Consider the following 26,951-nt stretch of genomic DNA (forward strand, 5'->3'; position numbering starts at 1 on the left):
CGGCGGTCCACTGTTGCCTGAGCGCCGTCAGGCGAGCGCGGCGAGCGGGTCGTCGAGTACCGGCTGCCAGGCCAGTTCGGCCGCGCCCACCAGGCTGTTGTGGGCCAGGGTGCACGGCAGGATCGGCACACTGCCGCTGCGCCCCCACAGACTGCGGTCGGCGACCACCGCACGGAGCCGTTCCGGGTCGGCGTCGAGCAGGTCGCGGTGGAGGCCGCCGAGGATGATGCGGTCGGGGTTGAGGATGTTGACCAGCCCGGCGAGGCCCAGGCCGAGCCGGTCGATCAGCTCCTCGGCGGCGTTGCGTACGGCCGCGTCCTCGTACTCCGTACGCAGCAGATCACCGGCCTGCTTGAGCAGCGACTCCTCCGGTCCCGGCTCCCGGCGGGCGGTGGTGAGGAAGGCGAGCGGGTCGGTCTCGACGTCCAGGCAGCCGCGGCCACCGCAGTAGCAAGGTCGCCCCTCGGCGTTCACCGTGAGGTGCCCGACTTCCAGCGCGAGCCCGGAACTTCCGCTGTGCAGACGCCCGTCGAGGACCAGGGCGCCGCCCACGCCGCGGTGCCCGGTGGCGACGCAGAGCAGGTGCTGGGCGCCACGACCGGCGCCGTGCCGGTGTTCGGCGAGGGCGGCCAGGTTGACGTCGTTCCCGGTGAACGCGGGGCCGGTGATGCCCGTCTCACGGACGCAGTCGGCGAAGATCTCGCGGACGGGCGAGCCGGCGGGCCAGGCGATGTGCAGCGGGTTGAGGGCGGTGCCCTCCGGTTCGGCGACGGCGGAGGGGACGGCGAGTCCGGCGCCGACGCAGCGCAGTCCGGTGTCGTGCAGCAGCTGGGCGCCGGCGGCGACGACCTCGCCGAGGACCTGGGCGGGATCGGCCATGACGGCGACGCAGCCGGGTGCGGTGGCGACGATCCGGCCACCGAGTCCGACCAGCGCGGCGCGGAATCCGTCGGCGTGGACCTGGGCGGCGAGAGCCACCGGGCCGGTCTCGCTGACGGCGAGCCGGTGCGAGGGGCGGCCCTGCGAACCGGCGGCGGAGCCGGGGCTGGAGTCGACGCGGATGAGCCCGAGCGCCTCCAGCTCCGCGGCGACCGCGCCCGCGGTGGCGCGGGTGACGCCGAGTTCGGAGGTCAGGACGGCACGCGTGGGCGCGCGTCCGGTGTGGACCAGTTCCAGCGCGGGTCCGAGCGCACTGCGGCCCCGCTCCAACTTTGTCCGGGTAGTGGTCGCCTTGCCGTTCATGGGGGCGAGTCTCCCATGATCCGGAGCCGCTGCCGACGCCCAGGTGTCGTGCGGTGCCTGCCGTGGCCCGCGACGTGCAGCCGTCTTGCGTCTGCTGTCAGGGCGCCTCTATGCTGAGTTTGTGCCGCAACTAAACAAACTGCGGACGGCCCTACCGGGGGGACCTGGCGGAGACACCGCCCCACCCTCGTCGGCCCGACTCCGTACCGCCCTGACCGTGTTCTTCGCCCTCGACGGATTCCTCTTCGCCGGCTGGGTGGTCCGCATCCCGGCCATCAAGCACCAGACCGGCGCCACCGCCTCCACCCTCGGGCTCGCTCTGCTGGGCGTCTCCGCCGGCGCCGTGATCACCATGATGCTCACGGGCAGGCTCTGCCGGCGTTACGGAAGTCATGCCGTCACCGTGATCTGCGGCGTCCTGCTTCCCCTGAGCATCGCGCTGCCCGCACAGACCCATTCACCGCTCGCTCTCGGGCTGGTGCTGCTGGTCTTCGGCGCCGCGTACGGCGGCATGAACGTGGCGATGAACAGCGCCGCCGTCGACCTGGTCGCCACCCTCCGCCGCCCCGTGATGCCGAGCTTCCACGCCGCGTTCAGCCTCGGCGGCATGATCGGCGCCGGACTCGGCGGCCTGGTGGCGGGACGCCTCTCGGCCGCCACGCATCTGACGGTGCTCACCTGCATCGGCCTGGCGGTGACCGCGGCGGCCGGACCGGCGCTGCTGCGCCACAAGAACGCCTCGGCGCCCACCACCCCCGGGCTGCCCGCGGCCACTCCCCCGCGACGGCTGAGCGGGCGGGCCCGCCGGATCGTGCTCCTCTTCGGCGTGATCGCACTCTGCACCGCGTACGGCGAAGGCGCGCTGGCCGACTGGGGTGCCCTGCATCTGGAGCAGGACCTGAAGGCCGCGCCCGGCCTCGCCGCCGCCGGCTACTCCCTGTTCGCCCTGACCATGACCATCGGCCGGCTCAGCGGCACGGCCATGCTGGAGCGGCTCGGCCAGACCCGGACGCTCGCCCTGGGCGGAGCGACGGCGGCGGCCGGAATGCTGCTCGGAGCGCTCGCACCGACCGCCTGGCTCGCCCTTCTCGGCTTCGCCGTCACCGGTCTGGGACTGGCCAACATCTTCCCCGTCGCGGTCGGCCGGGCCGGCGAGCTCGCGGGTCCGAGCGGGGTGGCCGCCGCGTCGACGCTCGGCTACGGCGGAATGCTCCTGGGCCCGCCCGCCATCGGCTTCCTGGCCGACTGGTTCTCCCTGCCGGTGGCGCTCACCACAGTGGCGCTCCTGGCGGCGGCCGCGGCGGCGCTGGGGTACGGAGCACGCAACGCCACGCACGCGTGAAAAGAAGGGCTGGGCCCCACAGCCCGTTTTTTTTCCCTGGCAGAATCGCGACATGAAGATCGCCGAGCACATCAAGTCACTGTCCGACGAGGGCCGTTCGCTGGCGGACGCAGCCGACAAGGCGGGGCCGGGCGCTCCGGTGCCGACCTGCCCCGGCTGGCAGGTGCGCCATCTGCTCCGTCACACCGGCATGGTGCACCGCTGGGCAACTGCTTTCGTGACCGAGGGCCACACGGCGTACCACCCGGACGGCGGTGAACCCGACCTGGACGGGGCCGAGTTGCTCGCCTGGTTCCGTGAGGGTCACGGGCTGCTGGTCGATGCGCTGACGGCCGCGCCCGCCGACCTCGACTGCTGGTCGTTCATGCCCGCACCGTCCCCACTGGCGTTCTGGGCGCGACGGCAGGCCCACGAGACCGCAGTGCACCGGGTGGATGCCGAGTCGGCGCTCGGCGGACCGCTCTCTCCTGTCGGAGAAGCCCTCGCGCTGGACGGGATCGACGAACTGCTCACCTGTTTCCACGCCCGGCCGAAGAGCCGGGTACGGACCGACGTACCGTGCACACTTCGGGTACGGGTCACGGATGCGGACGCGGTGTGGACCGTACACCTGTCGGCCGAGCCTCCGCAGGGCGTACGCAGCGGGAACTCCTCCGAACTCGATCCCGTCGACTGCGAGTTGAGCGGGACGGCCGAGCAGCTGTACCTCGCGCTCTGGAACCGGCTCCCGCTGTCCGCGGTCACGCTCACCGGCGACCACCGGCCGGCCCGGCTATGGGCGGAGAATTCCGGGATCACCTGGTCGTGACGTACGACGGGCGCCTGCCCGGCGCCCGTCACCCGGCAGCCGACAGCTTCAGCCCTGCGGCCCGTTCAGCATCCGGGACAGCACCGATCGCTGGAGCGGCCGGACCTCGGCATGGACAGCCCGCCCCTTGTCCGTGAGCGTAACGCGCACACCGCGGCGGTCCTCGCTGCACATCCCCCGGCAGACCAGCCCGTCCTTCTCCAGCCGTGCGATGAGACGCGAGAGCGCACTCTGGCTGAGATGGACCCGGGAGGCGATCTCCTGTACACGACAGGCGGCACCGCCGTCCTCGGCCGCACCCTCCGCGAGCACATCCAGCACCTCGAAGTCACTGGCTCCGAGGCCATGTTGATGCAGCGCACGGTCGAGCTCGCACAGGGTCCTTGCATGCAGCGCGAGGATGTCGCGCCACTCGTCGACGAGTACCCGCTCGGACTTGTTCCCTGCCATAACCGCACGTTAGCAGAGAAGGAGCCCTTTGTTGCACGGGAATTAAATGCGCTTGCATTCAATGCGCGTGCATGTACTGTCTCCGCATGACCTCTCCGCTCAACGTCCCCCATTCACAAGAGCGTTGGAGCCCTCGCCTCTGGGGCACCCTGCTGGTGCTCTGTGGTGCGATGTTCCTGGACGCTCTCGATGTCTCCATGGTCGGCGTCGCCCTCCCGTCCATCGCCGAAGACCTCGGTCTCGGCACCTCCAGCCTGCAATGGATCGTCAGCGGCTACATCCTCGGCTACGGCGGGCTGCTCCTCCTCGGCGGCCGCGCGGCCGACCTGCTCGGCAGGCGCCGCGTCTTCCTGATCGCCCTCGCCGTGTTCGCCCTCGCCTCGCTCCTCGGCGGACTCGTCGACTCGGGGCCGCTGCTCATCGCCAGCCGCTTCATCAAGGGGCTGAGCGCCGCGTTCACCGCCCCGGCCGGTCTCTCGATCATCACCACGACCTTCAAGGAGGGCACGCAGCGCAACCGTGCCCTGTCCATCTACACCACCTGCGCGGCCACCGGTTTCTCCATGGGCCTCGTACTGTCCGGCCTGCTCACCCAGCTCTCCTGGCGCTGGACGATGCTGCTGCCGGCCCCCATCGCCCTGCTGGCCCTGGTCGCCGGCCTGAAGCTGATCCCGCACAGCGACCGCGACCGCACCAACCGTGGTTACGATCTGCCGGGCGCCGTCACCGGCACGGCCGCCATGCTGCTGCTCGTCTTCACCGTCGTACAGGCCCCCGAGGTCGGCTGGACCTCCGCCCGCACGCTGCTGTCGTTCCTCGCCGTGATCGTCCTCCTCACCTCCTTCGTCCTGATCGAGCAGCGCACCGCGAACCCGCTGATCCGGCTCGGGGTGCTGCGCTCCGGCAACCAGATCAGGGCGCAGCTGGGCGCGGCGGCTTTCTTCGGCAGCTACGTCGGCTTCCAGTTCCTGGTCACCCAGTACATGCAGTCGCTGCTCGGCTGGTCCGCGCTGCAGACCGCGCTCGCCTTCCTGCCCGCGGGCGTGCTGGTCGCCCTCTCCTCGACGAAGATCGGCACCGTGGTCGACCGGTTCGGCACCCCGCGCCTGATCGTGGCCGGTTTCGCCTTCCTCGTCGTCGGCTACGCGCTCTTCCTGCGCATCAGCCTCACCCCGTCGTACGCCGCGGTCATCCTGCCCTCGATGCTGCTGATCGGCGCGGCCTGCGCGGTGGCCTTCCCCTCGCTCAACATCCAGGCCACCAACGGTGTCGACGACAACGAGCAGGGCATGGTCTCCGGCCTGCTCAACACCTCCTTCCAGGTGGGCGGCGCCATCTTCCTGGCCATCGTGACGGCCACGATCACGGCGGACGGCGGCGGTGACGGATCGCCGCAGGCCGTGCTCGACAGCTACCGGCCGGGCCTGGTCGTGGTGACCGTGGTCGCGCTCGCCGGCCTGCTCATCACCCTGACCGGACTGCGCCGGAGCCGTTCCGTGCAGCACACGGTGCTCGTCGCCTCGTCCGACGGGGACCGGGCCGCGGCCGGGGCCAGTTCGGCTGCCGGGGCCGGGGCGCAGAAGGTGACGGTCCGGGACTGACCCTCCGGCAGGGGGCGGTGGGCCGGGGGCGTCGTTGCCTCCGGCCCACCGCCCCGAGCGCGTCCTTCGTGGCCTCGCCTCAGCCGAGCCAGCCGGGCCGTACGAGCCCCGACTCGTAGGCCAGGACCACGAGCTGGGCCCGGTCACGGGCGCCGAGCTTCACCATCGTGCGGCTGACATGGGTCTTGGCGGTCAGCGGGCTGACGACGAGCCTGCGGGCGATCTCCTCGTTGGAGAGCCCGATCCCGACCAGCGCCATCACTTCCCGTTCCCGCTCGGTGAGTTCGTCCAGCGCCGTCGCCTCGGCCGGCTCCTTGGAACGGGCCGCGAACTCCGCGATCAGACGACGCGTCACTCCGGGCGAGAGCAGGGCGTCGCCGCCGACCACCGCGCGTACCGCACGCAGCAGTTCCTCCGGCTCGGTGTCCTTGACGAGGAAACCGGAGGCCCCGGACCTGATGGCCTCGAAGACGTACTCGTCGAGCTCGAAGGTGGTCAGCATGACCACCTTCACCTCGTTCAGCTCGGGGTCACCGGTGATCGTGCGCGTCGCGGAGAGACCGTCCAGGTGCGGCATGCGGATGTCCATCAGCACCGCGTCGGGCCGCAGTTCACGCACCAGGCGCACCGCCTGCTCACCGTCGGCGGCCTCCCCCGCCACCTCGATGTCCGGCTGGGCGTCCAGCAGCGCCCGGAAGCCGGCCCTGACCAGCAGTTGATCGTCGGCGAGCAGTACGCGGATCACGGTGTCTCCTCTTCCTGCGGCGCCGCCGGATCCTGCGAACCGGTCGACAGCGGGAACTCCGCGCTCACCCGGAAGCCGCCTCCGGGCCGGGGCCCCGCCTCGATGGTGCCACCGAGCGCCGCGGCCCGCTCCCGCATTCCGATGAGCCCGTTGCCGCTACCCCCGGCGTCACTGGCGGTCGCGGGCCCCTCGTCGTCGATGCGGAGCCGGATGCGCCCCGCGCCGTAACCGATGCGGACCGCGGCCGTACGCGAGCCCGAGTGCCGCACCACGTTCGTCAGTGCCTCCTGCACGATGCGGAAGGCGGCGAGATCGGCACCGGGCGGGACCGCACCCCGCATCCCTTCGGTCTCGACGGTGACGGACAGCCCTGCGCCCGATGCCTGGTCCACGAGTTCGGGCAGCCGGTCGAGTCCCGGGGCGGGAGTCCGGGGGGCGTCGCCGGGGGTACGGAGGTTGGCGAGGACCTGGCGCACCTCGCCCAGGGCCTCCTTGCTGGCGGACTTGATGGTGGTGAGGGCGATGCGGGCCTGCTCCGGGTCGGAATCGAGGAGTGCGAGGCCCACCCCGGCCTGGACGTTGATGACGGAAATGCTGTGGGCGAGGACGTCGTGGAGCTCCCGGGCCATCCGCAGCCGTTCCTCGTCGGCCCGCCGCTTCTCCGCAGCCTCCTGCTCGGCACGGGCTGCCGCCCACTGCTCACGGCGTACGCGCAGGAGTTCGGCGGCGGCGACGATCGCGATCACCCAGGCACTGACGACGGCCTCCTGCGCCCAGCCGGCCGCACTGTCACCGGTCGGCGGCAGCCATCGGTAGAGCCAGTGCGCCAGGAGCAGATGACCGGCCCAGAGCACACCGAGCGACCACCAGGCGGCCCGCCGGTGCCCGGAGACGATGGCGCTGAAGCAGCCCACGGCGACGGTGACGAAGACGGGGCCGTACGGATAACCCGCCCCGAGATAGACGAGCGTCGCGGCAGACGCGCCGGCCACCGCCACCACCGGGTGACGGTGGCGGAACAGAAGCACCGCGACAGCGAGGAACAGCAGAATCCGTGCGTAGACGTCCAGCGTCTGCCGGTCCTGGGACTCCGCAGCGAAGTTCGATCCCGCCATGACGAAGAGCAGAAGCGCGACGGTCGAAGGCCACGGCAACCCCGCGGCCGTCCGCACCCCGACCCCGGACAGCCACCGCGGCAGCCTCCCCCGCCCCCCGGGGCCACCGAATCCCCGATCGGGCCCGTCACTTCCGCGCGAACGCTGCTCTTCCATGCCCGCCACGCTAGACGGCCGACCACCGGGCGGGCGTCAGCCGAGCGTGGTGATCAGTGGTACTCCCCGGGGAGTATGCGCAGGGGCCCGGGAAGGGTCGCGGGACCGGCGTCGGACCGGGCCCGTCAGCCGCGGCGCGGCCGGGTGCGGGGTGCGGGCCGTACGTCGGTCATGCCGACCGCGCGGGCCAGTTCGCCCGCCGCCTGCCGGAACAGCGGCTCCCTGGCCTCGACGACCCGGTTGAACTGGCCGAAGACCTCGAAGGAGATCAGGCCGAAGAGCTGCGCCCAGGCGGCGACGAGCGCAGCCACCACCGCGGGCGGCAGGTCGGGGGCGAGGTCTGCCGTCATGCGGGCGGCCTCGGAACGCAGTTCTTCCGCAAGCGGCGGGACCGCCAGGCCATCGGTGCGGTAGGCGTCGCGGAGCAGATCGATGAGGACCAGTCCCACCCGGGAGGCAGGACCGACGGTGTCCTGCGGGGCAATGTAGCCGGGGACGGGCGATCCGTAGATCAGGGCGTACTCGTGGGGATGGGCGATGGCCCAGTCGCGTACGGCGCAGGCGACCGCCGTCCAGCGCTCCCGATGCGGACCGGCGGTAGCCGGACCCCCGGGTCCGCCGGCGGCGTCGCGGGCGGCTTCCGCCGTCTCGCCCAAGGCGTCGTAGGCGTCGACGATGAGCGCCGTGAGCAGCTCGTCACGGCTGGGGAAATAGCGGTAGAGCGCGGAGGAGACCATGCCCAGCTCGCGGGCGACCGCACGCAGGGACAGCTTCGCCGCACCGTCCGCCGCGAGCTGTTTCCTCGCCTCGTCCTTGATGGCGGCGGTCACTTCGATACGGGCGCGCTCCCGGGCCCCTTTGATCTTGCTCATGGCTTCCACTCTGCCACGGAACAGAGCACTGGCCAATATCGAGAGCACTGCTCTTGCTTTTGTGCACCGGTCTCGTGCACACTGATCTCAAGCGAGAGCACCGCTCTCCGAAATGCCGGAGGTTCCCCATGTCCCAGCCGCAGCCGTACTACCTTCAGGGAAATGCCTTCACCGTCCGGATGAACGGCGTCATCGGCTGGCTCGCCCGGCACGGCGTCAGCCTGCTCGGCACGGCGGAGTTGTCGGTGCGCGGCCGCAAGAGCGGGCAGATGCAGCGCATCCCCGTGAACCCCCACGCCCACGAGGGCGCGCAGTACCTGGTCTCGGCCCGCGGCCACTCCCAGTGGGTGCGCAACATGCGGGCCGCGGGCGGCGGCGAACTGCGGGTGGGCCGCAGGACCCGGACCTTCACCGCCGTGGAGATCGCGGACGACGAGCAGAAGATGCGACTCGTCCGCGCCTATCTGGAGCGGTGGGGATGGGAGGTCAACCAGTACTTCAAGGGCATCACCGCGAAGTCGACCGACGCCGAACTCCTCGCCGCCTGCCCCGACCACCCGGTCTTCCGGATCACCGTCCAGGACTGAGCCGGGTGCACCGGACCCCCGGCAACCCCCAACCCCGGACCGCGCCCCGCAGGGTCTTTCGTTTGGATCAGGCCGGATCAGGGAGCGGGGTCTGGTGCGTGCGGCTGCAAGGCGGAGGATCGAGGCATGGCGAATGGGGCCTCCCCTGCTCGAGCGGAGCCGAGAGCTCGGGGAACATGGTGATTGACGACAACGCCGCAGATGCGCGTGCCAGACCCCGCGAGCCCGGCCTGATCCAAACGAAAGACCCTAGCGGTCCATCGCGGACAGGGCCCGCTGCGCCAGCGGGTGCGTACGGACCAGCTCGGCGAGCGAGGTCGTCCCCCGGGTCACTCCGGCGAACGCCGTCCAGGCGGGCCGGAAGCCCGTCAGCACCGCGTGCAGCACCCCGGGGCGGCGCTCGAACAGCTTGAGCATGCGACGGCCGACGCTCATCTCGACGCCCAGCCCCGCCTTGATGGCGAACGCGTAATTGAGGGCCTGGCGCCGCGCGTCCACCGCGTCGTGCGACTCCGCGATCCGGACCGCCCACTCACCCGCGAGGCGCCCGGAGCGCAGGGCGAACGAGATCCCCTCCCGGGTCCACGGCTCCAGCAGTCCCGCCGCGTCACCACACACCAGCACCCGGCCGCGCGAGAGCGGCGAGTCGTCGCTGCGGCAGCGCGTCAGATGGCCGGAGGAGATCTTCGGCTCGAAGCCGGCGAGCCCCAGCCGGGCGATGAAGTCCTCCAGATACCGCTTGGTCCCCGCGCCGTCACCGCGCGCCGAGATCACACCGACGGTCAGGGTGTCACCCTTGGGGAAGACCCACCCGTAACTCCCGGGCATCGGGCCCCAGTCGATGAGTACCCGCCCCGCCCAGTCCTCCGCGACCGTCTCCGGAACCGGGATCTCCGCCTCCAGGCCGAGGTCCACCTGGTCGAGCTTCACCCCGACATGTGCTCCTATCCGGCCCGCACTGCCGTCCGCACCGACGACCGCCCGGGCGAGGACGGTCTCACCACCGGTAAGCACCACGGCGACCGTACGCCGGTCCGGCACAGCGGACCCGTGCTGCTCGACGCGCACCACCGCCACCCCCGTGCGCAATTCGGCGCCGGCCTTCTGTGCGTGCTCCACCAGGCCCGCGTCGAACTCGGGCCGGTTGATCAGCCCGAAGAGCATGCGCCGGGACCGGCGGGTGCGGGCGAACTTCCCGTTGAGCGAGAAGGTGACCGCGTGAATCCGGTCCCGCAGGGGCAGTTCGAAGCCCGGGGGCAAGGAGTCGCGCGAATATCCGATGATGCCACCGCCGCACGTCTTGTACCGGGGCAGTTCCGCCTTCTCCAGCAGCAGCACCCGTCGGCCCGCGACGGCCGCCGCATACGCCGCAGAGGCTCCGGCCGGACCCGCACCGACTACGACCACGTCCCATACCGACTCCGGTACCGACGGCTCTTCGTGCTCACGTCCGGCGTCTGCGTTCTCGCTGCTCACGATGTGCTTCTGCTCCCGATCCGACCAGTGGCCCCAGCTGCTCACGGCATCCTACGGCGCGTCGCGGCCGGGCCCCCCTGTGGGAGGATCGGCCATACTTTTGTCGTAGATTCGACGCCGCACCCACGGCGTCACCCACGATGCGTACACCACCGCGCCGTACACATAACGTCGCACCCACGAGGAGCGTGCCCATGACCGCCCATCCGATTTCCGAGACCGTCGCCTCGCTGATGCCCCGCGCCAAGGCGGAGCTGACCGAACTGGTGGCGTTCCGGTCGGTGGCGGACCCCGCGCAGTTCCCGAAGAGCGAGTGCGAGGGGGCCGCCCGTTGGGCCGCCGACGCGCTGCGCGCCGAGGACTTCCAGGACGTCGCCCTGCTCGACACGCCTGACGGCACCCAGTCGGTCTACGGTTTCCTGCCCGGGCCCGCCGGTGCCCCCACCGTGCTGCTCTACGCGCACTACGACGTACAGCCGCCGCTCGACGAGTCGGCCTGGCTCTCCCCGCCGTTCGAGCTGACCGAGCGCGACGGCAGGTGGTTCGGCCGCGGTGCCGCCGACTGCAAGGGCGGTTTCATCATGCACCTGCTCGCGCTGCGCGCCCTCAAGGCGAACGGCGGCGTCCCGGTCTCCGTCAAGGTGATCGCCGAGGGCTCGGAGGAGCAGGGCACCGGCGGTCTGGAGCGGTACGCGGAGGCGCACCCCGAGCTGCTCGCCGCCGACACGATCGTCATCGGCGACACCGGGAACTTCCGGGTCGGTCTGCCCACGGTCACGGCGACGCTGCGCGGTATGACGATGCTGCGGGTGAAGCTCGACACCCTCGAAGGGAACCTGCACTCGGGGCAGTTCGGCGGCGCGGCCCCCGACGCGTTGGCCGCGATGATCGAGCTGCTGGCGTCGCTGCGCGCGGCGGACGGCACGACCACGGTCGACGGCCTCACCACGGACGCGGAGTGGGACGGCCTGCAGTACCCGGAGGCCGAGTTCCGCAAGGACGCGAAGGTGCTCGACGGTGTCGAACTGATCGGCACGGGCACGGTCGCGGACCGCATCTGGGCACGGCCCGCCGTCACTGTCATCGGGATCGACTGCCCGCCCGTCGTGGGGGCCACGCCGTCGCTCCAGGCGAGCGCGCGGGCCCAGATCAGCCTGCGGGTTCCGCCGGGCCACGACGCCGCCGATGCGACGAAGCTGCTGACCGCGCATCTGGAGTCGCACGCCCCGTGGGGTGCGCGGGTCTCCGTGGAACAGGTCGGCCAGGGCCAGCCGTTCCGCGCCGACATCACAAGCCCCGCGTACACGTCGATGGCGGATGCCATGCGGGTGGCGTACCCGGGTGAGGAGATGCAGTCCTCCGGCATGGGCGGCTCGATCCCGCTGTGCAACACCCTCGCGGGCCTGTACCCGGACGCGGAGATCCTGCTGATCGGTCTGAGCGAGCCCGAGGCCCAGATCCACGCGGTGAACGAGAGCGTGTCGCCCGAGGAGCTGGAGCGGCTTTCGGTCACCGAGGCGCTGTTCCTGCGCAACTACGCGGAGTCGAAGAAGGCCTGACCGACGCCCCGGCGCCGGCAGCCTTCCGGGCGAAGTCGCCAGGAGCAGATTTCCGTGCGGCGGACCTACGCCGATGCGTACGTTCGCCGCATGGATCTCGTCGAGGTACTTCCTCAACTGCATATGTTCCGCTTCCGGATCGGCCAGGCGTATCTCTGGCGGGACGGCGCGGACCTGACCCTGATCGACGCGGGCGACATCGACGCGGCGCCCGCCATCGAGAACGCGATCCGCGGGCTCGGCCTGGACCCGGCGGGGATCAACCGGATCGTCGTCACCCATGGCCACCGCGACCACTACGGCGCCGCTCAAGAACTGGCGGACCGGTACGGCGCCGACATCCTGGCCCACGGCCTCGACGCCCCGGTGATCCGGGGCGAGGCGCCGGTGCCCGATCCCGTACTCCTGGACTGGGAGCGCCCGTTGTACGAACACGGGCTGACCGTCCCGGTGGCTCCGCCCACCCGGGTCGACCACGAACTGGCGGACGGCGACGAGCTGCCGTTCGGCGGGGGCGCCCGGATCGTCCACTCCCCCGGACACACCCACGGCTCGATCGGTATCCATCTGCCGTGCCACGACGTGCTGTTCACCGGTGACTGCGTCGCCGGTGTCGGCCAGGTGATGCTGGGTGTCATCAACATCGACCGCGCGCAGGCTCTGGCCTCGTTCCGGCGGCTGGCCGCGCTCGCCCCCTCCACCGCCTGCTTCGGCCACGGCGACCCGCTCAGCGCCGACGCGACGGCGATCCTGCGGGCGGCCGCCGACCGCGACTCGGCCGCCGGCTGACGACTGATGGCCGCCGGCTGACGGACGCCAGGAGCCGAGGCCGCGCAGCACCCGTCAGCCCACCGGCACCCCGGCCTCCAGATTGAGCACCGTCGACCGCTCGCGGGCCCGCAGAGCCCATCGCAGCCGTTCGTAACGCGTGGGCGGCAGCAGCGACGCCGCCTCCTCCTCGGTGACGAACCGCCAACCGCGCAACTCGGCCCCGGGCAGCACCAGTTGGTCGGCGATCTCGCGGCGCAGCAGTCCGCCGTCGAAGAGGAAGCGCAGCCCGCCGTAGCCGGGCGGCCGGGGCACCTCCCAGTCGACGAGCAGGAGCTTCGGCACGGTGTCGAGGCGCAGTCCTATCTCCTCGGCGACCTCCCGGATTCCGGCCTGCGCCGGCGCCTCGCCCGCTTCCACGACCCCGCCGGGGAATTCCCAGCCCGGCTTGTACGTCGGGTCGACGAGCAGGACCCGGTCCTGTTCGTCGAAGAGCAGGACCCCGGCGGCAACCGTCTCCGCGGCGGGTTCCGGGGTCTGCACGATCTCGCACTCCTTGGCCGCCCCGGTGCGTACGGCTTCGGCTATGCGCTCGGCCGTCTCGTACGGAGTGAGGGTGCTGGTGTCGATCGTGTGGGCGTCGGCGGTGATCCAGTCGAGGGCCGCCCGGTAGGACTCGATGTGGTCCAGGGCCCATCCCTGTGTTCGTTCGCCGGGCTCGGAGTCGTCGGCGAACTTCTCGCGGCCGGCGATACGTGCACGCAGGATCGTTTCCTCAGGTGAGAGCAGGACATGACGCACAGGAATGCGCCGGGCTGCGAGTCCTCCGAAGATCTCGTCGCGGTACTCCTGCCGCAGCAGCGTCATCGGCACGACGAGCACGCCGGAGAGCTCCGCGAGGAGCGCGGCCGCCGTGTCCACCACCAGACGCCGCCAGATCGGCAGGTCCTGGAAGTCGGTCACCTCGGCGAGCTTCTTCTGCGGCAGCAGGTGATTCAGCCCCTCACCGGTCAGCTCGGGGTTGTACAAGGTGCTGTTCGGGATCAGATCGATCAGTCCGCACGCGGCGCTCGTCTTGCCCGCACCGAACGCACCGTTGATCCAAACAACAATCACTAGTACTCCAGGGTGGAAAGGCCGCTGGACAGCGGCGGAGTGGATTTCGCGGGATCGTCTGGGAGACGGATGGGTAAAGGCAGTGTCCACAGCCCGGCTCCCGCCACTTCCTTCTCCCACACCTTCTGGAGATACCCAACCATCCGCTCCTCGATTGCGAGCGTCACCTCGCTGTACGTACCCTCCACACCAGGCAGTTCATGCCCCATGCTGCCCTCCACCGCGACGCGCGGGATATCGCCCGGCTCGCCTAACGACCTCGTGCACGGTTAGCGGGGGACGCGAAGGCTGGGGTGGGGTCTCGGTGCTCACATCTGCCGAGCCAGGGTCCGGTCTGCGGTCTGCTGCTGTGACAGCGGCCCGGCGATGGCTCGGACGGTGTCGCCCATGTGCTCGCGGCGGCCGAGGTGACGGGCCAGTGCCCGCCAGTTCTTCAGGTGGGCGATGCCGTGCTCGACCCGGATGCGGCCTGAGGAGTGGGCCTTGCGCTGACGCTCGTGTATCTCCTCGTACCAGTCCGGGGCGTTCTTCTTGAACTTGCGGTGCGGTGGCGTCACGACGCGTCCGCCGGTCTGGGCTCCGGCAGCTCCGTCTCATCGGCCCGCCACATCACCGGCTCCGTCTCATCCCGCCACGCGACGCCGGCGAGCCAGGCCGGCTTCGCGATCCCACGCAGGGGCTCCGCGGACGCGGTGCCGTCCCCGCCCTGGACCCTGATCCGGTCGAGACCGCGCCGCTCGACGCGGACCCAGGTGCCGCGGTCCGTACGCGCTCCCATAGATCGACGCTTACGCACCACGGTCTCGTACATCAGGCGTGCCCCCAGCGACCGCTCCACACGGTCCAGTACGGCTTCCACACTCTCTTTGCGCAGATCCAACGAACGCAGCGTCATGCTGCCGAACGCACCAAGCCCCAGTCACCTGCGGCATTCACCCGCCGATCCCGATGCGAGCGGTGTCAGGGCTTCAACGCCCCTGCGACGGAGCTCTGTTCAGGTCGCCCCAAACCGTGGCAGCAGGCAGCACACCTTGCCCGGGGACGGACAGCGGCAGGAACTGGTGGTGCCCGCGCGGCCGTGGCCGAGGCCAGTTGAGGCACCTCGGCCACGGCCGCTCCGGCAAGCGCGCTGTCTTTCGACAGGTCTGGCTTTCCTGCCTGCACGGCCGGGCTACTTGAAGAGGTACGCGCCTCGGAGCGCCGGGCCAAACGGCTGAGCGGAGGATCTGATGGGTCGGCAGAGGCTGCGACGTCGAATATTGCTGAACCGTGCGATAGCTCCTATCGATGCAGGTCAAGCGGTGCGTTGGCCGCCGTAGCCGAGCATGGAGTGCTGGGGCGGTGTCGAGTGGACGAAAGTTGACGGCGCGTCCAGTGCTTGCTGCTCAGCGAGTCGGACTGAGTGTTGCGCAGACGTGGCGTGCGCATCTGAGGATCAGCGGGCGTCTGTGTTGCCGCCCGTCACGGCGTCAGGTCCGTCGTCCAGCTCTTCTACGGCTCGCATGGAGCTGTCAGAGAGTTCGGGCATCTCGAAGGCGTATCGGCCCTTCATATGGATGTGCCGGAAGAGGAAGGGGGAAAGGGTCCGAACGACTTCGTCGGGAACGGACCGCAGGTGGCTGGTCTTCTTCTGGAGGAAGAGGTCGATGTAGGCGGTGTTGAACAGCACTACCATGTTGACGATCAGCCCGAGTGCGCCGAGCTGTTCCTCCATCCCGGTCTGATAGCGGTGAATGAGGTCTTCGGTGCCGTGATAGATCTTCGCGGCCAGCTCGTGCCGCTGGGCGTGGCGGCTGCTCTGCGTCTCGGTCTGACGGCGGTATTCGGGATCGTCGATGAGATCCAGGATGTGTGCGGTCTTGAAGATCTTCCCGTAGTGGGCGAGCGCCTTGCCCAGGGGCGTGAGGCTGCCTTTGTGGACCACCATGCGGATGGCGTCTGCGGATCGCACGCGGCCGAGGTGAACCGCTCCGACGAGACGGAGCATGTCGTCCCAGTTTCGTTCGATGAGGATGGAGTCGATCTTGTTGCGGGTGGCGTGCTGCAAGGGGCCGTAGTCCTCGCCAGAGGCTGTGTCCATGCGCGCGAGGGTCATGTCGGTGACGTCAGCGGCGGTGGGGGTGTAGGTGTAGCCAGAGAGCGCGAGCAGTCCGAAGATGATCTCCTGGTGTGATCCGGCTTCTACGACGATCCTCTGGCGGCTCTGGAAGTCCTGGCTCTGGGTGGCACCGGTCGCCTTGAGGGCTGTCCAGCCGCACCTTGCGGTTCCTGACCGGACAACTGACAGCCAGGCGGCAGGAGATCGGAACACGGTGGCGGCGCCTTTCCCCTGCACGTCAGGCCCTGCTCGCGCTGGCCCACCTGCGGTGCGGTGACACCTACGCCCAGCTCGCCGCCGGATTCGGTATCGGGATCGCGACCGTTTACCGCTACATGCGTGAAGCCGTCGAGACCCTGTCTACGCTCGCTCCGTCCCTGGCCGAGGCGATGAGGACGATCGACCTTCGCGGCCATTCCGTGGGCCGGCCGCAGGGCAACTTCGGTCCTGTGCGGCGCCGTCCGGTGGCGGATGTCATCCACCGGGACCACTGGTAGCCGGATCCGGGCAGCTCGACCTCTGTCGGGTGGCCGTCCCGCGGTCGCCCGACAGTGAGTTGACGTACCTTCAATTTTCCCTGCCCGAAAGGGAGTTCACTGCAACCCCGCACCGGAGCATGATTGTCATGCTCTGGCCATCCCGCGCTCTACAGGCCCGGGGACTGAGTACCGACGGCATCGAGGGCGGCCGGGGCCTGCCGGTCGGCGGAAGTGTGGGCGCAGCCGCCTGGGCGGCGCCGCAGGCGGGGCGCCGAGCCGTGGCGGAGCCGGATTTGCCGTTCGGCTCCCATATTGGAGAGTGGCACTCTCTAATATGGGGAGCAGACAGCACCACTACCTACATCTGAAGGTGAGAAGTGCGATGCCGACTCTTCCCTGGGTCACGCCCAATCCGGCCCCGCCGCATGGCCAGGCCGTCGTCATGGCCTCCCGCTTCGAAGTGCGGTCCCTCATGGACGTACCGCGCTTCTTCCTGAAGTCGCTCGCCGCATGGAAGCAGGTGCGCTCCGCGCCGGGGGCCTACGGCGCCTCCCTCATCGCGCAGCCCACGAAGCGTGTCTTTTACACACTCTCCGCGTGGGAGAGCCGTGACGCCCTCTACGCCTACGCGAGGGCCGAGCCGCACCGCTCCATCATGACCGGGCTGCGCGCCACGATGCGCACCTCGACGTTCACCTTCTGGGACGTCCCCGTCGATCAGCTCCCGATCTCCTGGGACGAAGCCAAGCGGCGCCTCGCCGAGCAGGAGCGGAGCGACGCCGCAGCCGCCTGACGCCGCGGGGACCGCTGGTAGTTCCGGACCCGTCACGGCCGACGGCACCGTCGGCCGCAGGACGTGGACTGCGCTGCTGTCGGCCGGGACCGACCACTCCGACGCTCGCGCAGGGCAGTCCCGGGCCCCGCGTCACGTTTCGGCAACCTGCCGGAAACCCTTGACGTATCCCCGCCCGCGTCCTTAACTTCAGGCGTAGTTCGCATTCCTTGCAGTTCACGTGCTGCGGCGCTTTCCGCAGTGTTTTGACAGGCACAGACATAGACCACCTGTCGGTGGTCTCGTCATGCCTTTTTTTCATGCTCCCCGTGCCACCGATGGGTCTTCCTCGAAGGCGGATTCATGGCACAACGTCCAAGTGTCAAAGGCGTCGGCGATGTCGTTGCGCTCATCGATGGGCTGGGAAAGATAACCGGCCGGGCGCAAGTCATCTGGTTCCTCGTGTTCGGCGGGCTGTTCCTCGACGCCTATTCGAATGCCGCGCTGAGCGCCGGTCTGGGGCCGATGACGGCCCAGATGGAGCTGTCCAGCACGCAGGTCTCGATCCTCACGGCCACCGCTCCGGCCCTGGCGATCTTCTTCAACCCGATCGGCGGCTGGCTCGCCACCCGGATCGGCCGGGTTCCCCCGCTGCTCATCGCGAAGGTCTTCGCCATCGCCGGCGCCCTGATCGCCGCGTTCGCCGACGACTTCGCCGTTGTCTGGGTGGGCCGCGTCCTGGTGGGCGTCGCCTACGGCATCGACTTCGCCGTCGCCATGGCCCTGCTCGCCGAGTACACCCCCGCCAAGCTGAGCGGCCGGCTGAACCTGTGGCAGGCCGTCTGGTACGTCGCGACCACCAGCAACCTCGCGCTCGCCCTGTTCTTCTTCAACCAGGACGTCGGCGCGAACATCTGGCGCTGGTCGGTCGGCTCCGCCGCGGTGGTCGCCGTCCTGCTCCTGGTGGGGCAGTGGCTGATGCTCAAGGAGAGCCCCACCTGGCTGGCGAGCAAGGGGCGCCTGGACGACGCCGTACTCAACCTGGACAGGATCTACGGGATCAAGGCCGTCGCAGGGCAGCCGGACGCCGCAACCCGGGCCGCCACCGCCGCCCCGCCGATCGGGCTCCGTCAGGCCGGGCTGCTGTTCAAGGGCGAGTACCTGCCCCGCACCATCCTGTCCTCGGCGATCTCACTGGGACAGTCGATGCAGTACTTCGCGGTCGGCTGGTACCTCCCGCTGATCAGCCTGACGATCTTCGGCCAGAGCTTCGAGAAGGCCACCATCGGCTCGATGGTCTTCAACGCCTTCGGTATCGCGGGCGGACTGCTCTCCGCGTACTTCGGCCGCCGGCTCGGCCTCCGGCTCAGCTCGGCCGCCGGTTTCGCCGGGGTGTTCGTCGCCCTGCTCGCGATGGGCCTGACCTTCGAGAAGGTCCCCACCGCTGTGGCGTTCCTGCTGCCGGTGCTCTTCATCCTCTGTCACTCCTCGGGACCCGGCGCCAACGGCAAGTCCATCGCCGCACTCTCGTACAGCAGTGACGTACGCGCGCTGGGCACCGGTGTCACCGGCATGGTCGGCAGCTTCGGCAGTGTCGCGGGGCTGTACCTCTTTCCGCAGATCAAGGAATCGCTCGGCCTCGCCGACACCTTCCTGGTGCTCTCCGTCGTACCGCTGCTCGGTCTGATCACCTGCCTGGCGATCAAGTGGGACCCGATGAAGGCGGGCAAGTCCCCGGACGCGGCGGCCTCCGAGGCACACGCCTCCGTCGGCCCGCAGGGCGGTTCGCCCGAATCCGCGAAGGCGACGACCGCGCGCTGACCGGCCGCTGTGCCTGCCGCGTCACACGATGGTTCCCCCTCCCCTCCGTACAGCTTGCGATGCTCGCAATGAAAGGGCTGCAATGACGCAGACGTTCCCCGGCGCTGCCCCACGGCGCGGTGTGCTGGCCATCGACGAGGGCACCACCGGCACCAGGGCCGGAGTCGTCCTCGACTCCGGTGCCGCGCACGAGGTGTTCTACCGGTCGATCAAGGTCAGCCATCCGGACGACCTCTCGGTCGAGCAGGACCCGATGGAGATCTGGACGGCCACCCTGGAGGTGGCGCGCCGCGCCGTCGGCCGGGCACGCGAGGACGGGATCGCGATCACCTCCGTGGCCCTCTCCACCCAGCGGGCCACCGCGATGCTCTGGGACCGAGTGACCGGGCAGCCGCTGCTGCCCGCCGTGGTGTGGCAGGACCGGAGGTACGCCGCCGAACTCACCTCGTACGAGGCGGAGTGGGACGCCGCCCTGCTGGCCCGTCAGGGTCGGCCGGTCGGCGCCCGCGCCCCCTTCCTCTGGGCGGCACGGCAGATCGCCGCGTACCCGGAGGTGGCCGCCGCGCACCGTGCGGGCCGGCTGCTCTTCGGGACCGTCGACACCTGGCTGATCTGGTGGCTCACCGGCGGCGCCGTGCACGCCACCACTCCTACCAACGCGGCCTCCAGCGGTGGTTATCTGCTGGAGCGGCATGCCTGGGACGAAGAGTGGATCGGCCATCTCGGCTTCCCCCTCGACCTGTTGCCCGAACTCCGCTCGGACGACGCCGGATTCGGGACGACCGACCTGGCCGCCCTCGGAATCGCTGTACCCCTGGCTGCCTCCATGGGCGACCAGCACGCGGCACTGCTCGCGCTCGGTGGTCTCACCGCCGGGCAGGGCATGATCATGTACGGGACCGGCGCCTTCGTGGACGCCGCGACCGGCACCGTGCCCGCCCTGCCCCGGCCGGACATCTCCGGGGTGCTCGCCCAGCCCGGCCGGCGGCAGGGCGACATCAGCCACTTCAGCCTGGAGGCGTACACCTCCACAGCGGGTTCGGCGCTGCGCTGGCTCTGTGACGATCTGGGCCTCTTCGCCTCGCCGAAGGAGCTCGGTGAGGAGGCGGGCCGGGTCCCCACCCGGCCGGGCCGTACCCCGCGTTTCGTCCCGGCGCTCGCCGGCGTACGTACCCCGGTCTGGCATCCGGAGGCCACTGCCGCCCTCACCGGGCTCACTCTCGCCACCACCCGCGCCGACCTCGCCCGCGCCGTCCTCGACGGAATCGCGCACTCCGTGTGCGATCTGATCGACGGGGTCGCCGACACCATGGGCGCCCCGTTCACCCGTCTCCGGGTGGGCGGCGGCGTGTCGGGCAGCGACCCGCTGATGCGCATCCAGGCCGACCTGACCGGTCTCCCGCTGGAGCGGGTTGCCGACTCGGCCACCGCGAGTCTGCGCGGTACCGCCTATCTCGCCGGGGTCGCCCAGGGGCTGTGGGCATCCCTCGACGAGGTTGTCGAGGCCCAGCCGCGCGGCCAGGTCTTCGAACCCGCGAGCACGGCGGCCGACCGGGACGCCCAGCGGTCCGCCTGGCGTGACGTCCTCGTCGCCCACCTGGACGACCCGGCACTGAAACCGCACACCCCCCACTGACGGCTCCCACCGTCGCACCGGCGGCCCCCACCACCAACGACCGGGGCGCCGCACCGAAATACCAGGAGTTGATGTTGTGATCACCATGCCCGCCCGGAAGCCGCGGCGCAGCGCCGCGGCCACCCGCCGAACGCCCCTGCTGCTGGACCGTGCGGCGACGCTGCGCCGACTGGCCGACGACACGTACGACGTGCTGGTCATCGGCGGCGGCATCACCGGGGCGTACGCCGTGCTCGACGCGGCCTCGCGCGGACTGCGTGCGGCGCTGATCGAGAAGGACGACTTCGCGTCCGGTACGTCGTCGAAGTCCTCGAAGATGGTGCACGGCGGCCTGCGCTACATCGAGCAGGGCAATGTCAATCTCGTACGGCACTCGCTCCTGGAGCGGCACCGCTTCCGCAGGAACGCCCCGCATCTGGTGCACCGGCTGCCGTTCCTCTTCCCGATCCTGGAGAGGGAGGGCATCTTCGACGCCCGGCTCGCCAAGGGCTTCGAGGGTCTGCTGTGGACGTACGACCTGGTGGGCGGCTGGCGCATCGGCAAACTGCACCAGCGCCTCACGGTCCCCGAGGTACTCGCTCAGGCGCCGACGCTGCGTGCGGAGAACCTCAAGGGCGGGCTGATGTACTTCGACGCCCGCACCGATGACGCCCGGCTCGTCCTCACCATCGTCAGGACCGCCGCCGCGCTCGGCGCGACCGTCCTGAACGGTGCGAAGGCCGAGGGTCTGCTGATGGCGGCCGGCAAGGTGGCGGGCGCCCGGGTCGCCGTGGGCGGCGACAGCGTCGACGTCCGGGCGCGGGCCGTCGTCAACGCGACGGGGGTGTGGACCGACGAGCTGGACGCGAAGGCGGACGACGGCCACAGGCCGCAGGTCCGGCCCGCCAAGGGCGTGCACATCGTGGTGCCGTGGGAGAAGGTGCGGATCAACTGCACCGTCACCGTGCCGATTCCGGGCCGGGCCCGCCGCGCGACCTGTACCCGATGGGGCAACAGCGTCGTGCTGGGCACCACGGACGAGGACTACCAGGGCTCCCCGGACGATGTGCACTGCACACGCCAGGAGATGGACTTCCTGCTGGAGGGAGCCAACACGGCCTTCGAGGGGAAGCTCACCCCCGACGACGTGGTCGGCTCCATCGGCGGTCTGCGTCCGCTGGTCGGCGGCAAGGAGGGTGCGACGCTCGACATGCGCCGCGACCACCACATCACCGTCGGCCGCACCGGCATGGTGACGGTAACCGGCGGAAAGCTCACCACCAGCCGTCACATGGGCGAGCTCGTCATCGACAAGGTGATGACGGTACTCGGCCGCAGAGGCGGGAGCCGCACGGCGAACCTCCCGCTGCTCGGCGGCGCGGGATACGACGCCGAGGCGGTCGCCGCGTCCGGTGGCATCGCCGCGCACCTCGGGGAGCGGTTCGGCACGGAGGCCCGCTTCGTCGGCGACCTGATCCAGGACGACCCGGCGCTGGCCGAGCCGATCGTCGCCGGACTCCCGTACACCAAGGCAGAGGTCGTGTACGCGGCCCGTGCCGAACTGGCCCGCTCGGTCGACGACGTCCTGTCGCGCCGCATGCGTGCCCGCCTGTTCGCCCGGGACGCCTCCGTCGAGGCGGCCGGCGCCGTCGGCGCGATCCTCGGGCAGGAACTGAACCTCGACGAGGCCGAGGTCGACCGTTCGGTCGCCGAGTACCTCGCAGCCGTCCGTCACGAAAAGTCCGTACTCCTCGAAGGGGCAGCAGCATGATCAGCCGTCAGACCATCACCCATCCGTTCAACCGGGGCAACTACACGATCGGTGCCCCCAGCTTCGCCAAGTGGGCGCAGAACACACCCATCGGCGACGGCGAGGCCGCGCTCCAGACCGATCCGGTCGAGGTCCCCCCGACGGTGATCGAGGCCCTGCGCGAAGCCGCGCACGCGGTGCACGTGGAGCGCGACGAGGTCGTCACCCGTACCCGCGACTGGTGGGCCGGTTCGATGATCGGTGAGACCGAGGGCCGTCCCGCGACGCCTGACGCGGTGGTCGTGGAGGCCGCCGACGCCGACCAGGTCGCGGCCGTGCTGCGGATCTGCCACGCGGCCGGCATCCCGGTCACCCCGTCGGCGGGCCGCTCGAACGTGACCGGTGCCGCGCTCCCCGTCTTCGGCGGTGTCGTCCTGGACGTCTGCGCGCTCAACACGATCACCGGCTTCGACGCCGAGTCGAACGTTGTGGACGTCGAGGCCGGCATGTTCGGCGACCTGTTCGAGAAGCAACTCCAGGAGGAGTACGGCGTCACGACCGGCCACTGGCCCTCGGCGTTCGCCGTCTCCACGGTCGGCGGCTGGATCGCCTGCCGCGGCGCCGGTCAGCTGTCCACCCGCTACGGCAAGATCGAGGACATGGTCGTCGGCGTCGACGTCGTGCACGCGGACGGTACGCGTGCCACGTACGGCGACTACGCGCGGGCGGCGGTCGGCCCCGATCTGCGCCAACTGTTCATCGGTTCCGAGGGCACGCTCGGTGTCATCGTCTCGGCGCGACTGCGTGTCCACCCGCTGCCGGACTACGCGAACGCCGTCGCGTTCGGCTTCAGGACCTTCGCCGAGGGCCTGGACGCCTGCCGCAAGATCATGCAGCGCGGTGCGACCCCGGCCGTTCTGCGGCTGTACGACACCCTGGAGTCCGGCACCCACTTCGGCCACCCCGAGACCAACCTCCTGCTGATCGCCGACGAGGGCGACCCGGCGCTCGTGGACGCGTCGATCAAGGTGGCGTCCGAGGTCTGTTCGGCGTACGGCCCCGAGCTGGACAGCCAGGCGGTTTTCGAGCGCTGGCTGGACGAGCGGATGCTCGTGGGCAAGTCCGCCGACGGTTTCACGCCCGGTCCGGGATTCGTCGCCGACACCCTGGAGATGGCCGCCTCCTGGGCCGGCCTCCCGGTCATCTACGACGAGGTGGTCGCCGCGATCCAGTCGGTCCCCGGCACCCTGGCAGCGTCGGCGCACCAGTCCCACGCGTACACCGACGGAGCCTGTGTCTACTTCTCGCTGCGCGGCAACGTGGCGCCCACCTCGCGCCGCGACTGGTACCGCGCCGTGTGGGACGCCGCCAACGGCGTGCTGATCAAGCACCGAGCGGCGCTCAGCCATCACCACGGCTGCGGTCTGCTGCGCGGCCCGTACCTGGAGGAATCCCTTGGTGCCGGGTTCGCGACATTCGTCGCGGTGAAGGCCGCCCTGGACCCGGCAGGAATCCTCAACCCTGGCAAACTGGGCCTTCCCAGCCGATTCGGCACATCTCCGCTGAACTGACCTCGGCACCCTGAACTCCTTCCCCTCCCCAGGCAGGCTCTTGCCATGACTCCTTCCTCCCGGCAGACCGCCGGCCTCGACCCCCGGCTCGTCGCGGCCTTCGCCGAGGTACCGGTGATCGCGTCCGTCATCGGCCCCCCGCCCCTGCGGTCGTTCCTGACCGCACCGGCCAAGGTGTGCATCCTCGCGTCATTCGCCGTGGGGCAACTCCCGCAAGTCGTACCGGCGTTGGCCCGGGCAGGGAAGACCGTGTTCGTGAACGTGGACAGCAGCCCCGGTCTGGCACAGGACCGGGGCGCGCTGGAGTTCATCAAGAACATGGGCGCGCACGGCGTCGTGAGCACCCGGCTCTCCCTGATAGAGAAGGGCCGCCCGCTCGGCCTGCTGACGATGATGAAGGTATTCGTCACCGACCGGTCCAATCTGCGCCGCTCCACCGACGCGATCTCACGCGGAGCGCCGGACCTGGTCGAAATCATGCCCGCCCCGATCATCGGCCGGATGAGCGCGCAGGCACAGCGCGCGATGTCCCCTTCGATCGCCGCCGGCTTCGTCGAAACCCCCGCGGACGTCGCGCTCGCACTGGCCCTCGGGTCGGCCGCGACCGCCACGTCCGATCCCCGCCTCTGGCACCTGCGGCGGGACCAGCTGCCACCGGTCCCGCCGTCCGCCCTGAAGAGGCCCGCCACACCCCAGGAGTAAGTCCCCGTGACGTACGTAGTTGTAGCCCGGTACCGCACCCGGCCCGGCGAGGAGGACACCGTCCTCGCCCTCCTCGACACGATGGCCGCCGCCTCCCGCAAGGAGCCCGGCAACCTCGCCTACCGGGTCCACCAGGGCATCGAGGACCCGAGCGCGATCGTGCTGTACGAGGAGTACGCGACCGAGGCCGACTTCACCGCGCACTGTGACACCCCACACTTCCAGGAGATCGTGCTCGGCAAGGTCGTACCACTGCTGGAAGCCCGCGACATCCTGCGCTGCGCGCCGCGCCCCGAGGCGTCGGCGTGAAGACCCGTGCCGCGGTACTGCGCGGCATATCGACAGCCCGCCCCTACACGGAGTCCCGCCCGGTCGAGGTGGAGGAACTGACCCTGGGCGCACCGCGCGAGGGCGAGGTCCTGGTCCGTGTCGCGGCGGCCTCCCTGTGCCACTCCGATCTCTCCGTCGTCAACGGCGACCGGAGGCGGCCCCTGCCCATGGCACTGGGCCACGAGGCCGTGGGGGTCGTCCAGGAGACGGCTCCGGGTGTCCGCCGGGTCTCCCCCGGTGACCATGTGGCCGTGGTCTTCGTCCCGAGCTGCGGATTCTGCCGGGACTGCGCGGCGGGCCGGCCGGCCCTGTGCGCGCAGGCCGCCGCGGCGAACGGCAGCGGCGCGCTGCTTCACGGCCCCTCGCTCCTGACGGACGCGGCGGGCCGCACGGTCCACCACCAGCTGGGGGTGTCCGCCTTCGCCGAGTACGCGGTGGTGGCCCAGGAGTCGCTGGTCCCGATCCCCCGGGACGTGCCGTTCTCGGTCGCCTCGATGTTCGGCTGCGCGGTCCTGACGGGCGCCGGCGCGGTCATCAACACGGCGGCGGTGCGCCCCGGCCAATCCGTGGTGATCCACGGCCTGGGCGGGGTGGGTCTGTCGGCGGTGCTGGGTGCCCGCGCGGCCGGAGCGTATCCGGTCGTCGTCGTGGACCCGGTGGAGGAGAAGCGCCAGTTGGCCCTTCAGCTGGGCGCAACGCACGCCTTCGCCCCCCAGGAGGCGGCCGAGGCCGTCCGTGAGCTGACCGGCGGTGGCGCGGAGGTGTCGGTGGAGGCGGTCGGCAGCCCGAAGGTGATCGCTGACTGTCTGACGGCCGTCGCCCGGGGCGGCACGGTCGTCTCGGTGGGTCTGCCGGCGCCGGACCGCGTGCTGGAGGTCCCGGCGCTGGCCTTCGCGGGCGAGGGCAAGTCCCTGCTGGGCTCGTACATGGGTGACGCGGTGCCGCGCAGGGACATCCCGCGGTTCCTGGACCTGTGGCGGGCAGGGCTGATGCCCGTGGAGCGCATGCACACGGGGACGCTGCCGCTGTCGGACATCAACGGTGCGATGGAGGAGCTGGCGTCGGGCCGCGCGATCCGGCAAGTGATCGACACCTCGGGCCTGTTGACGGACCGGCCCGCCGCCGCTTGATCCGCTCCTTCGACGGCGCCCCTGTCCGCAGCGGCGCCGTCACAGACTTCCGGGTAGCCGGTCTCCTTGATGTCATCGGCCAGGTCCGCGAGGGTGATCTCCGGGTTGAGTGCCGCGATCACCTCGGCGGTCAGCGGCCGGAGGTCGTACACATGGCGCACCGCGGCCGGGTCGAGCCTGACTTCGTAGTAGTCCTCGGCCCATTCCAGGTAGGCGTCGGGCGTTCCCGCGACGAGGAGCTGGAACAGGTAGTCCGCGCCGTCCGCGTCGGCCCCGTCCTCCGGGAAGTCGATGTCCCCCGTCCGCCACGCGACGTCCGCGGTCTCCCGCCACAGGCACGCCGTCACCATAGGCACCCCGGACTCGTCCCGGAACGACGGCTCCTCCACACAGGGCCGGAAGACGGACGGGACATCGTCGAGCAGTCCGGGCCACAGCGCGTCATCGACGTACGGGCTCATCGGCGACTCGTGGTCGAACCCCCGGACGTACGCCCCGGCGGGCGAGAGGCGTCGTAGCTGTGCCACCGGTCGCCCCACTCGGGACACAGGACCGCGTCCACCATCGCCATCGCACGGCAGAGGTCGCTGAGGGCGGGTATCCCGGGCAGGTGACGGGCCACGTCGTGAACGCTCACGGCACCATCCAACCTCACCGCCCCGCGGGCAATCCGCGGGCCCCGGACGACCGCGCTCGCGCAGACCAGGCCCCCACACGCCCCAGTGAAATCGTCTTTCCTGCAGCCCGCCCTGACGCGCAACTCCCCTGGCGGCTGGGTTCCGGACTCACCCGAGCCCCAGTGGGCCGCCATGAGCCGGGGCATTGGCAACCGGCTGCCCGACCCCG

At 70.6% G+C, this 26,951-nt stretch carries 24 protein-coding genes and 3 pseudogenes; 15 read left to right on the forward strand and 12 right to left on the reverse strand.

The window, feature by feature from the left end; genetic code table 11:
* Positions 1 to 27: 27 nt before the first annotated feature.
* The gene (locus ACFT7S_RS13425) at positions 28 to 1,242 is read right to left on the reverse strand and encodes an ROK family protein (protein ID WP_382730727.1); all 1,215 of its coding nucleotides are present in this window, start codon (positions 1,240 to 1,242) and stop codon (positions 28 to 30) included.
* Between the two features lie 217 nt (positions 1,243 to 1,459).
* On the opposite strand from ACFT7S_RS13425, the gene ACFT7S_RS13430 reads away from it, so the two are divergent.
* Together ACFT7S_RS13430 and ACFT7S_RS13435 are read left to right on the forward strand one after the other, a co-directional pair.
* A complete protein-coding gene (locus ACFT7S_RS13430) occupies positions 1,460 to 2,584 on the forward strand; it encodes an MFS transporter (protein ID WP_382730729.1) in 1,125 nt (374 codons plus the stop codon).
* Positions 2,585 to 2,636: 52 nt separating this feature from the next.
* Positions 2,637 to 3,392, forward strand: a complete 756-nt coding sequence (locus ACFT7S_RS13435; protein ID WP_382730732.1) for a maleylpyruvate isomerase family mycothiol-dependent enzyme — start codon at positions 2,637 to 2,639, stop codon at positions 3,390 to 3,392.
* A 48-nt stretch (positions 3,393 to 3,440) separates the two neighbouring features.
* On the opposite strand, the gene ACFT7S_RS13440 is transcribed toward ACFT7S_RS13435, so the two are convergent.
* Positions 3,441 to 3,842, reverse strand: coding sequence for a MarR family winged helix-turn-helix transcriptional regulator (locus tag ACFT7S_RS13440; protein ID WP_382730735.1), 402 nt, complete (start codon positions 3,840 to 3,842; stop codon positions 3,441 to 3,443).
* An 86-nt stretch (positions 3,843 to 3,928) separates the two neighbouring features.
* On the opposite strand from ACFT7S_RS13440, the gene ACFT7S_RS13445 reads away from it, so the two are divergent.
* Positions 3,929 to 5,443, forward strand: a complete 1,515-nt coding sequence (locus ACFT7S_RS13445) for an MFS transporter (protein ID WP_382730738.1) — start codon at positions 3,929 to 3,931, stop codon at positions 5,441 to 5,443.
* Positions 5,444 to 5,522: 79 nt separating this feature from the next.
* Here the strand turns inward: ACFT7S_RS13445 and ACFT7S_RS13450 are convergent, their stop codons facing one another.
* The 3 genes from ACFT7S_RS13450 to ACFT7S_RS13460 form a co-directional block, all read right to left on the reverse strand.
* Entirely contained in the window at positions 5,523 to 6,188 is a 666-nt protein-coding gene (locus tag ACFT7S_RS13450) for a response regulator (RefSeq protein WP_382730741.1), read from the reverse strand.
* Positions 6,185 to 7,459, reverse strand: coding sequence for a sensor histidine kinase (locus ACFT7S_RS13455; protein WP_382730744.1), 1,275 nt, complete (start codon positions 7,457 to 7,459; stop codon positions 6,185 to 6,187). Before ACFT7S_RS13455 ends, ACFT7S_RS13450 begins: the two co-directional genes overlap by 4 nt.
* A 125-nt stretch (positions 7,460 to 7,584) precedes the next feature.
* Positions 7,585 to 8,331: a TetR/AcrR family transcriptional regulator gene (locus ACFT7S_RS13460; protein ID WP_382730747.1), complete on the reverse strand. Its 747-nt coding sequence runs from the start codon at positions 8,329 to 8,331 to the stop codon at positions 7,585 to 7,587.
* A 128-nt stretch (positions 8,332 to 8,459) separates the two neighbouring features.
* On the opposite strand from ACFT7S_RS13460, the gene ACFT7S_RS13465 reads away from it, so the two are divergent.
* Positions 8,460 to 8,918 carry a nitroreductase family deazaflavin-dependent oxidoreductase gene (locus tag ACFT7S_RS13465; protein WP_382730750.1) on the forward strand — a complete coding sequence of 153 codons (459 nt, stop codon included), beginning with the start codon at positions 8,460 to 8,462 and terminating at the stop codon, positions 8,916 to 8,918.
* Positions 8,919 to 9,167: 249 nt separating this feature from the next.
* On the opposite strand, the gene ACFT7S_RS13470 is transcribed toward ACFT7S_RS13465, so the two are convergent.
* Complete coding sequence (locus tag ACFT7S_RS13470; RefSeq protein WP_382730752.1) at positions 9,168 to 10,394, reverse strand: geranylgeranyl reductase family protein; 1,227 nt, start codon at positions 10,392 to 10,394, stop codon at positions 9,168 to 9,170.
* 194 nt (positions 10,395 to 10,588) lie between these two features.
* Here ACFT7S_RS13470 and ACFT7S_RS13475 point away from each other — a divergent pair, with 194 nt between their 5' ends.
* Together ACFT7S_RS13475 and ACFT7S_RS13480 are read left to right on the forward strand one after the other, a co-directional pair.
* Positions 10,589 to 11,953 (forward strand): dipeptidase, encoded by a 1,365-nt coding sequence (locus ACFT7S_RS13475; protein ID WP_382730755.1) that lies wholly within the window; start codon positions 10,589 to 10,591, stop codon positions 11,951 to 11,953.
* Between the two features lie 90 nt (positions 11,954 to 12,043).
* Positions 12,044 to 12,742 carry an MBL fold metallo-hydrolase gene (locus tag ACFT7S_RS13480; protein WP_382730758.1) on the forward strand — a complete coding sequence of 233 codons (699 nt, stop codon included), beginning with the start codon at positions 12,044 to 12,046 and terminating at the stop codon, positions 12,740 to 12,742.
* A 54-nt stretch (positions 12,743 to 12,796) separates the two neighbouring features.
* Here ACFT7S_RS13480 and ACFT7S_RS13485 read toward each other — a convergent pair whose 3' ends face one another.
* The 5 genes and pseudogenes from ACFT7S_RS13485 to ACFT7S_RS13505 form a co-directional block, all read right to left on the reverse strand.
* Positions 12,797 to 13,834, reverse strand: coding sequence for an NUDIX domain-containing protein (locus tag ACFT7S_RS13485; RefSeq protein WP_382730861.1), 1,038 nt, complete (start codon positions 13,832 to 13,834; stop codon positions 12,797 to 12,799).
* Between the two features lie 2 nt (positions 13,835 to 13,836).
* Positions 13,837 to 14,046: a hypothetical protein gene (locus ACFT7S_RS13490; RefSeq protein WP_382730761.1), complete on the reverse strand. Its 210-nt coding sequence runs from the start codon at positions 14,044 to 14,046 to the stop codon at positions 13,837 to 13,839.
* A 99-nt stretch (positions 14,047 to 14,145) separates the two neighbouring features.
* On the reverse strand, positions 14,146 to 14,394 hold the full coding sequence (locus tag ACFT7S_RS13495; RefSeq protein WP_382730763.1) for a transposase: 249 nt from the start codon (positions 14,392 to 14,394) through the stop codon (positions 14,146 to 14,148).
* A 26-nt stretch (positions 14,395 to 14,420) separates the two neighbouring features.
* Positions 14,421 to 14,732, reverse strand: a pseudogene (locus tag ACFT7S_RS13500) (hypothetical protein); the annotation flags it as partial.
* Positions 14,733 to 15,272: 540 nt separating this feature from the next.
* Positions 15,273 to 16,172, reverse strand: a complete 900-nt coding sequence (locus ACFT7S_RS13505; RefSeq protein ID WP_382730766.1) for a Tn3 family transposase — start codon at positions 16,170 to 16,172, stop codon at positions 15,273 to 15,275.
* Here ACFT7S_RS13505 and ACFT7S_RS13510 point away from each other — a divergent pair.
* From ACFT7S_RS13510 to ACFT7S_RS13550, 9 genes and pseudogenes are all read left to right on the forward strand, one after another.
* Positions 16,082 to 16,327 (forward strand): annotated as a pseudogene (locus ACFT7S_RS13510) (transposase family protein); the annotation flags it as partial. The gene ACFT7S_RS13505 and the pseudogene ACFT7S_RS13510 sit on opposite strands and share 91 nt — an antisense overlap.
* A 469-nt stretch (positions 16,328 to 16,796) precedes the next feature.
* Positions 16,797 to 17,207: a DUF3291 domain-containing protein gene (locus tag ACFT7S_RS13515; protein ID WP_382730769.1), complete on the forward strand. Its 411-nt coding sequence runs from the start codon at positions 16,797 to 16,799 to the stop codon at positions 17,205 to 17,207.
* Positions 17,208 to 17,549: 342 nt separating this feature from the next.
* Positions 17,550 to 19,007: an MFS transporter gene (locus ACFT7S_RS13520; RefSeq protein WP_382730772.1), complete on the forward strand. Its 1,458-nt coding sequence runs from the start codon at positions 17,550 to 17,552 to the stop codon at positions 19,005 to 19,007.
* A gap of 82 nt (positions 19,008 to 19,089) precedes the next feature.
* Complete coding sequence (locus ACFT7S_RS13525) at positions 19,090 to 20,643, forward strand: FGGY family carbohydrate kinase (RefSeq protein ID WP_382730774.1); 1,554 nt, start codon at positions 19,090 to 19,092, stop codon at positions 20,641 to 20,643.
* Between the two features lie 76 nt (positions 20,644 to 20,719).
* The gene (locus ACFT7S_RS13530) at positions 20,720 to 22,393 is read left to right on the forward strand and encodes an FAD-dependent oxidoreductase (RefSeq protein ID WP_382730777.1); all 1,674 of its coding nucleotides are present in this window, start codon (positions 20,720 to 20,722) and stop codon (positions 22,391 to 22,393) included.
* Positions 22,390 to 23,943, forward strand: coding sequence for an FAD-binding oxidoreductase (locus tag ACFT7S_RS13535; RefSeq protein ID WP_382730780.1), 1,554 nt, complete (start codon positions 22,390 to 22,392; stop codon positions 23,941 to 23,943). The genes ACFT7S_RS13530 and ACFT7S_RS13535 overlap by 4 nt, the downstream gene beginning before the upstream one ends.
* A gap of 45 nt (positions 23,944 to 23,988) precedes the next feature.
* Complete coding sequence (locus ACFT7S_RS13540) at positions 23,989 to 24,645, forward strand: glycerol-3-phosphate responsive antiterminator (RefSeq protein ID WP_382730782.1); 657 nt, start codon at positions 23,989 to 23,991, stop codon at positions 24,643 to 24,645.
* Positions 24,646 to 24,651: 6 nt separating this feature from the next.
* Positions 24,652 to 24,954 carry a putative quinol monooxygenase gene (locus tag ACFT7S_RS13545; protein ID WP_382730785.1) on the forward strand — a complete coding sequence of 101 codons (303 nt, stop codon included), beginning with the start codon at positions 24,652 to 24,654 and terminating at the stop codon, positions 24,952 to 24,954.
* On the forward strand, positions 24,951 to 26,105 hold the full coding sequence (locus ACFT7S_RS13550) for a zinc-binding dehydrogenase (RefSeq protein WP_382730788.1): 1,155 nt from the start codon (positions 24,951 to 24,953) through the stop codon (positions 26,103 to 26,105). The genes ACFT7S_RS13545 and ACFT7S_RS13550 overlap by 4 nt, the downstream gene beginning before the upstream one ends.
* 50 nt (positions 26,106 to 26,155) lie before the next feature.
* Here the strand turns inward: ACFT7S_RS13550 and ACFT7S_RS13555 are convergent.
* Positions 26,156 to 26,742: pseudogene (locus ACFT7S_RS13555) on the reverse strand (hypothetical protein); the annotation flags it as partial.
* Positions 26,743 to 26,951: the final 209 nt, after the last annotated feature.

Origin of the sequence: Streptomyces sp. NPDC057136 (genome assembly GCF_042670885.1) — a bacterium.
In the GTDB taxonomy this organism is placed as follows: Bacteria; Actinomycetota; Actinomycetes; order Streptomycetales; family Streptomycetaceae; genus Streptomyces.

Excerpts from the sequence above, each read along its gene's own strand:
- ACFT7S_RS13540 (WP_382730782.1), top strand. The coding sequence starts at position 23,989 with ATGACTCCTTCCTCCCGGCAGACCGCCGGCCTCGACCCCCGGCTCGTC.
- ACFT7S_RS13455 (WP_382730744.1), bottom strand. The coding sequence starts at position 7,459 with ATGGAAGAGCAGCGTTCGCGCGGAAGTGACGGGCCCGATCGGGGATTC.
- ACFT7S_RS13520 (WP_382730772.1), top strand. The coding sequence starts at position 17,550 with ATGGCACAACGTCCAAGTGTCAAAGGCGTCGGCGATGTCGTTGCGCTC.
- ACFT7S_RS13490 (WP_382730761.1), bottom strand. The coding sequence starts at position 14,046 with ATGGGGCATGAACTGCCTGGTGTGGAGGGTACGTACAGCGAGGTGACG.
- ACFT7S_RS13515 (WP_382730769.1), top strand. The coding sequence starts at position 16,797 with ATGCCGACTCTTCCCTGGGTCACGCCCAATCCGGCCCCGCCGCATGGC.
- ACFT7S_RS13435 (WP_382730732.1), top strand. The coding sequence starts at position 2,637 with ATGAAGATCGCCGAGCACATCAAGTCACTGTCCGACGAGGGCCGTTCG.
- ACFT7S_RS13460 (WP_382730747.1), bottom strand. The coding sequence starts at position 8,331 with ATGAGCAAGATCAAAGGGGCCCGGGAGCGCGCCCGTATCGAAGTGACC.
- ACFT7S_RS13465 (WP_382730750.1), top strand. The coding sequence starts at position 8,460 with ATGTCCCAGCCGCAGCCGTACTACCTTCAGGGAAATGCCTTCACCGTC.
- ACFT7S_RS13480 (WP_382730758.1), top strand. The coding sequence starts at position 12,044 with ATGGATCTCGTCGAGGTACTTCCTCAACTGCATATGTTCCGCTTCCGG.
- ACFT7S_RS13440 (WP_382730735.1), bottom strand. The coding sequence starts at position 3,842 with ATGGCAGGGAACAAGTCCGAGCGGGTACTCGTCGACGAGTGGCGCGAC.
- ACFT7S_RS13445 (WP_382730738.1), top strand. The coding sequence starts at position 3,929 with ATGACCTCTCCGCTCAACGTCCCCCATTCACAAGAGCGTTGGAGCCCT.
- ACFT7S_RS13535 (WP_382730780.1), top strand. The coding sequence starts at position 22,390 with ATGATCAGCCGTCAGACCATCACCCATCCGTTCAACCGGGGCAACTAC.
- ACFT7S_RS13475 (WP_382730755.1), top strand. The coding sequence starts at position 10,589 with ATGACCGCCCATCCGATTTCCGAGACCGTCGCCTCGCTGATGCCCCGC.
- ACFT7S_RS13425 (WP_382730727.1), bottom strand. The coding sequence starts at position 1,242 with ATGAACGGCAAGGCGACCACTACCCGGACAAAGTTGGAGCGGGGCCGC.
- ACFT7S_RS13525 (WP_382730774.1), top strand. The coding sequence starts at position 19,090 with ATGACGCAGACGTTCCCCGGCGCTGCCCCACGGCGCGGTGTGCTGGCC.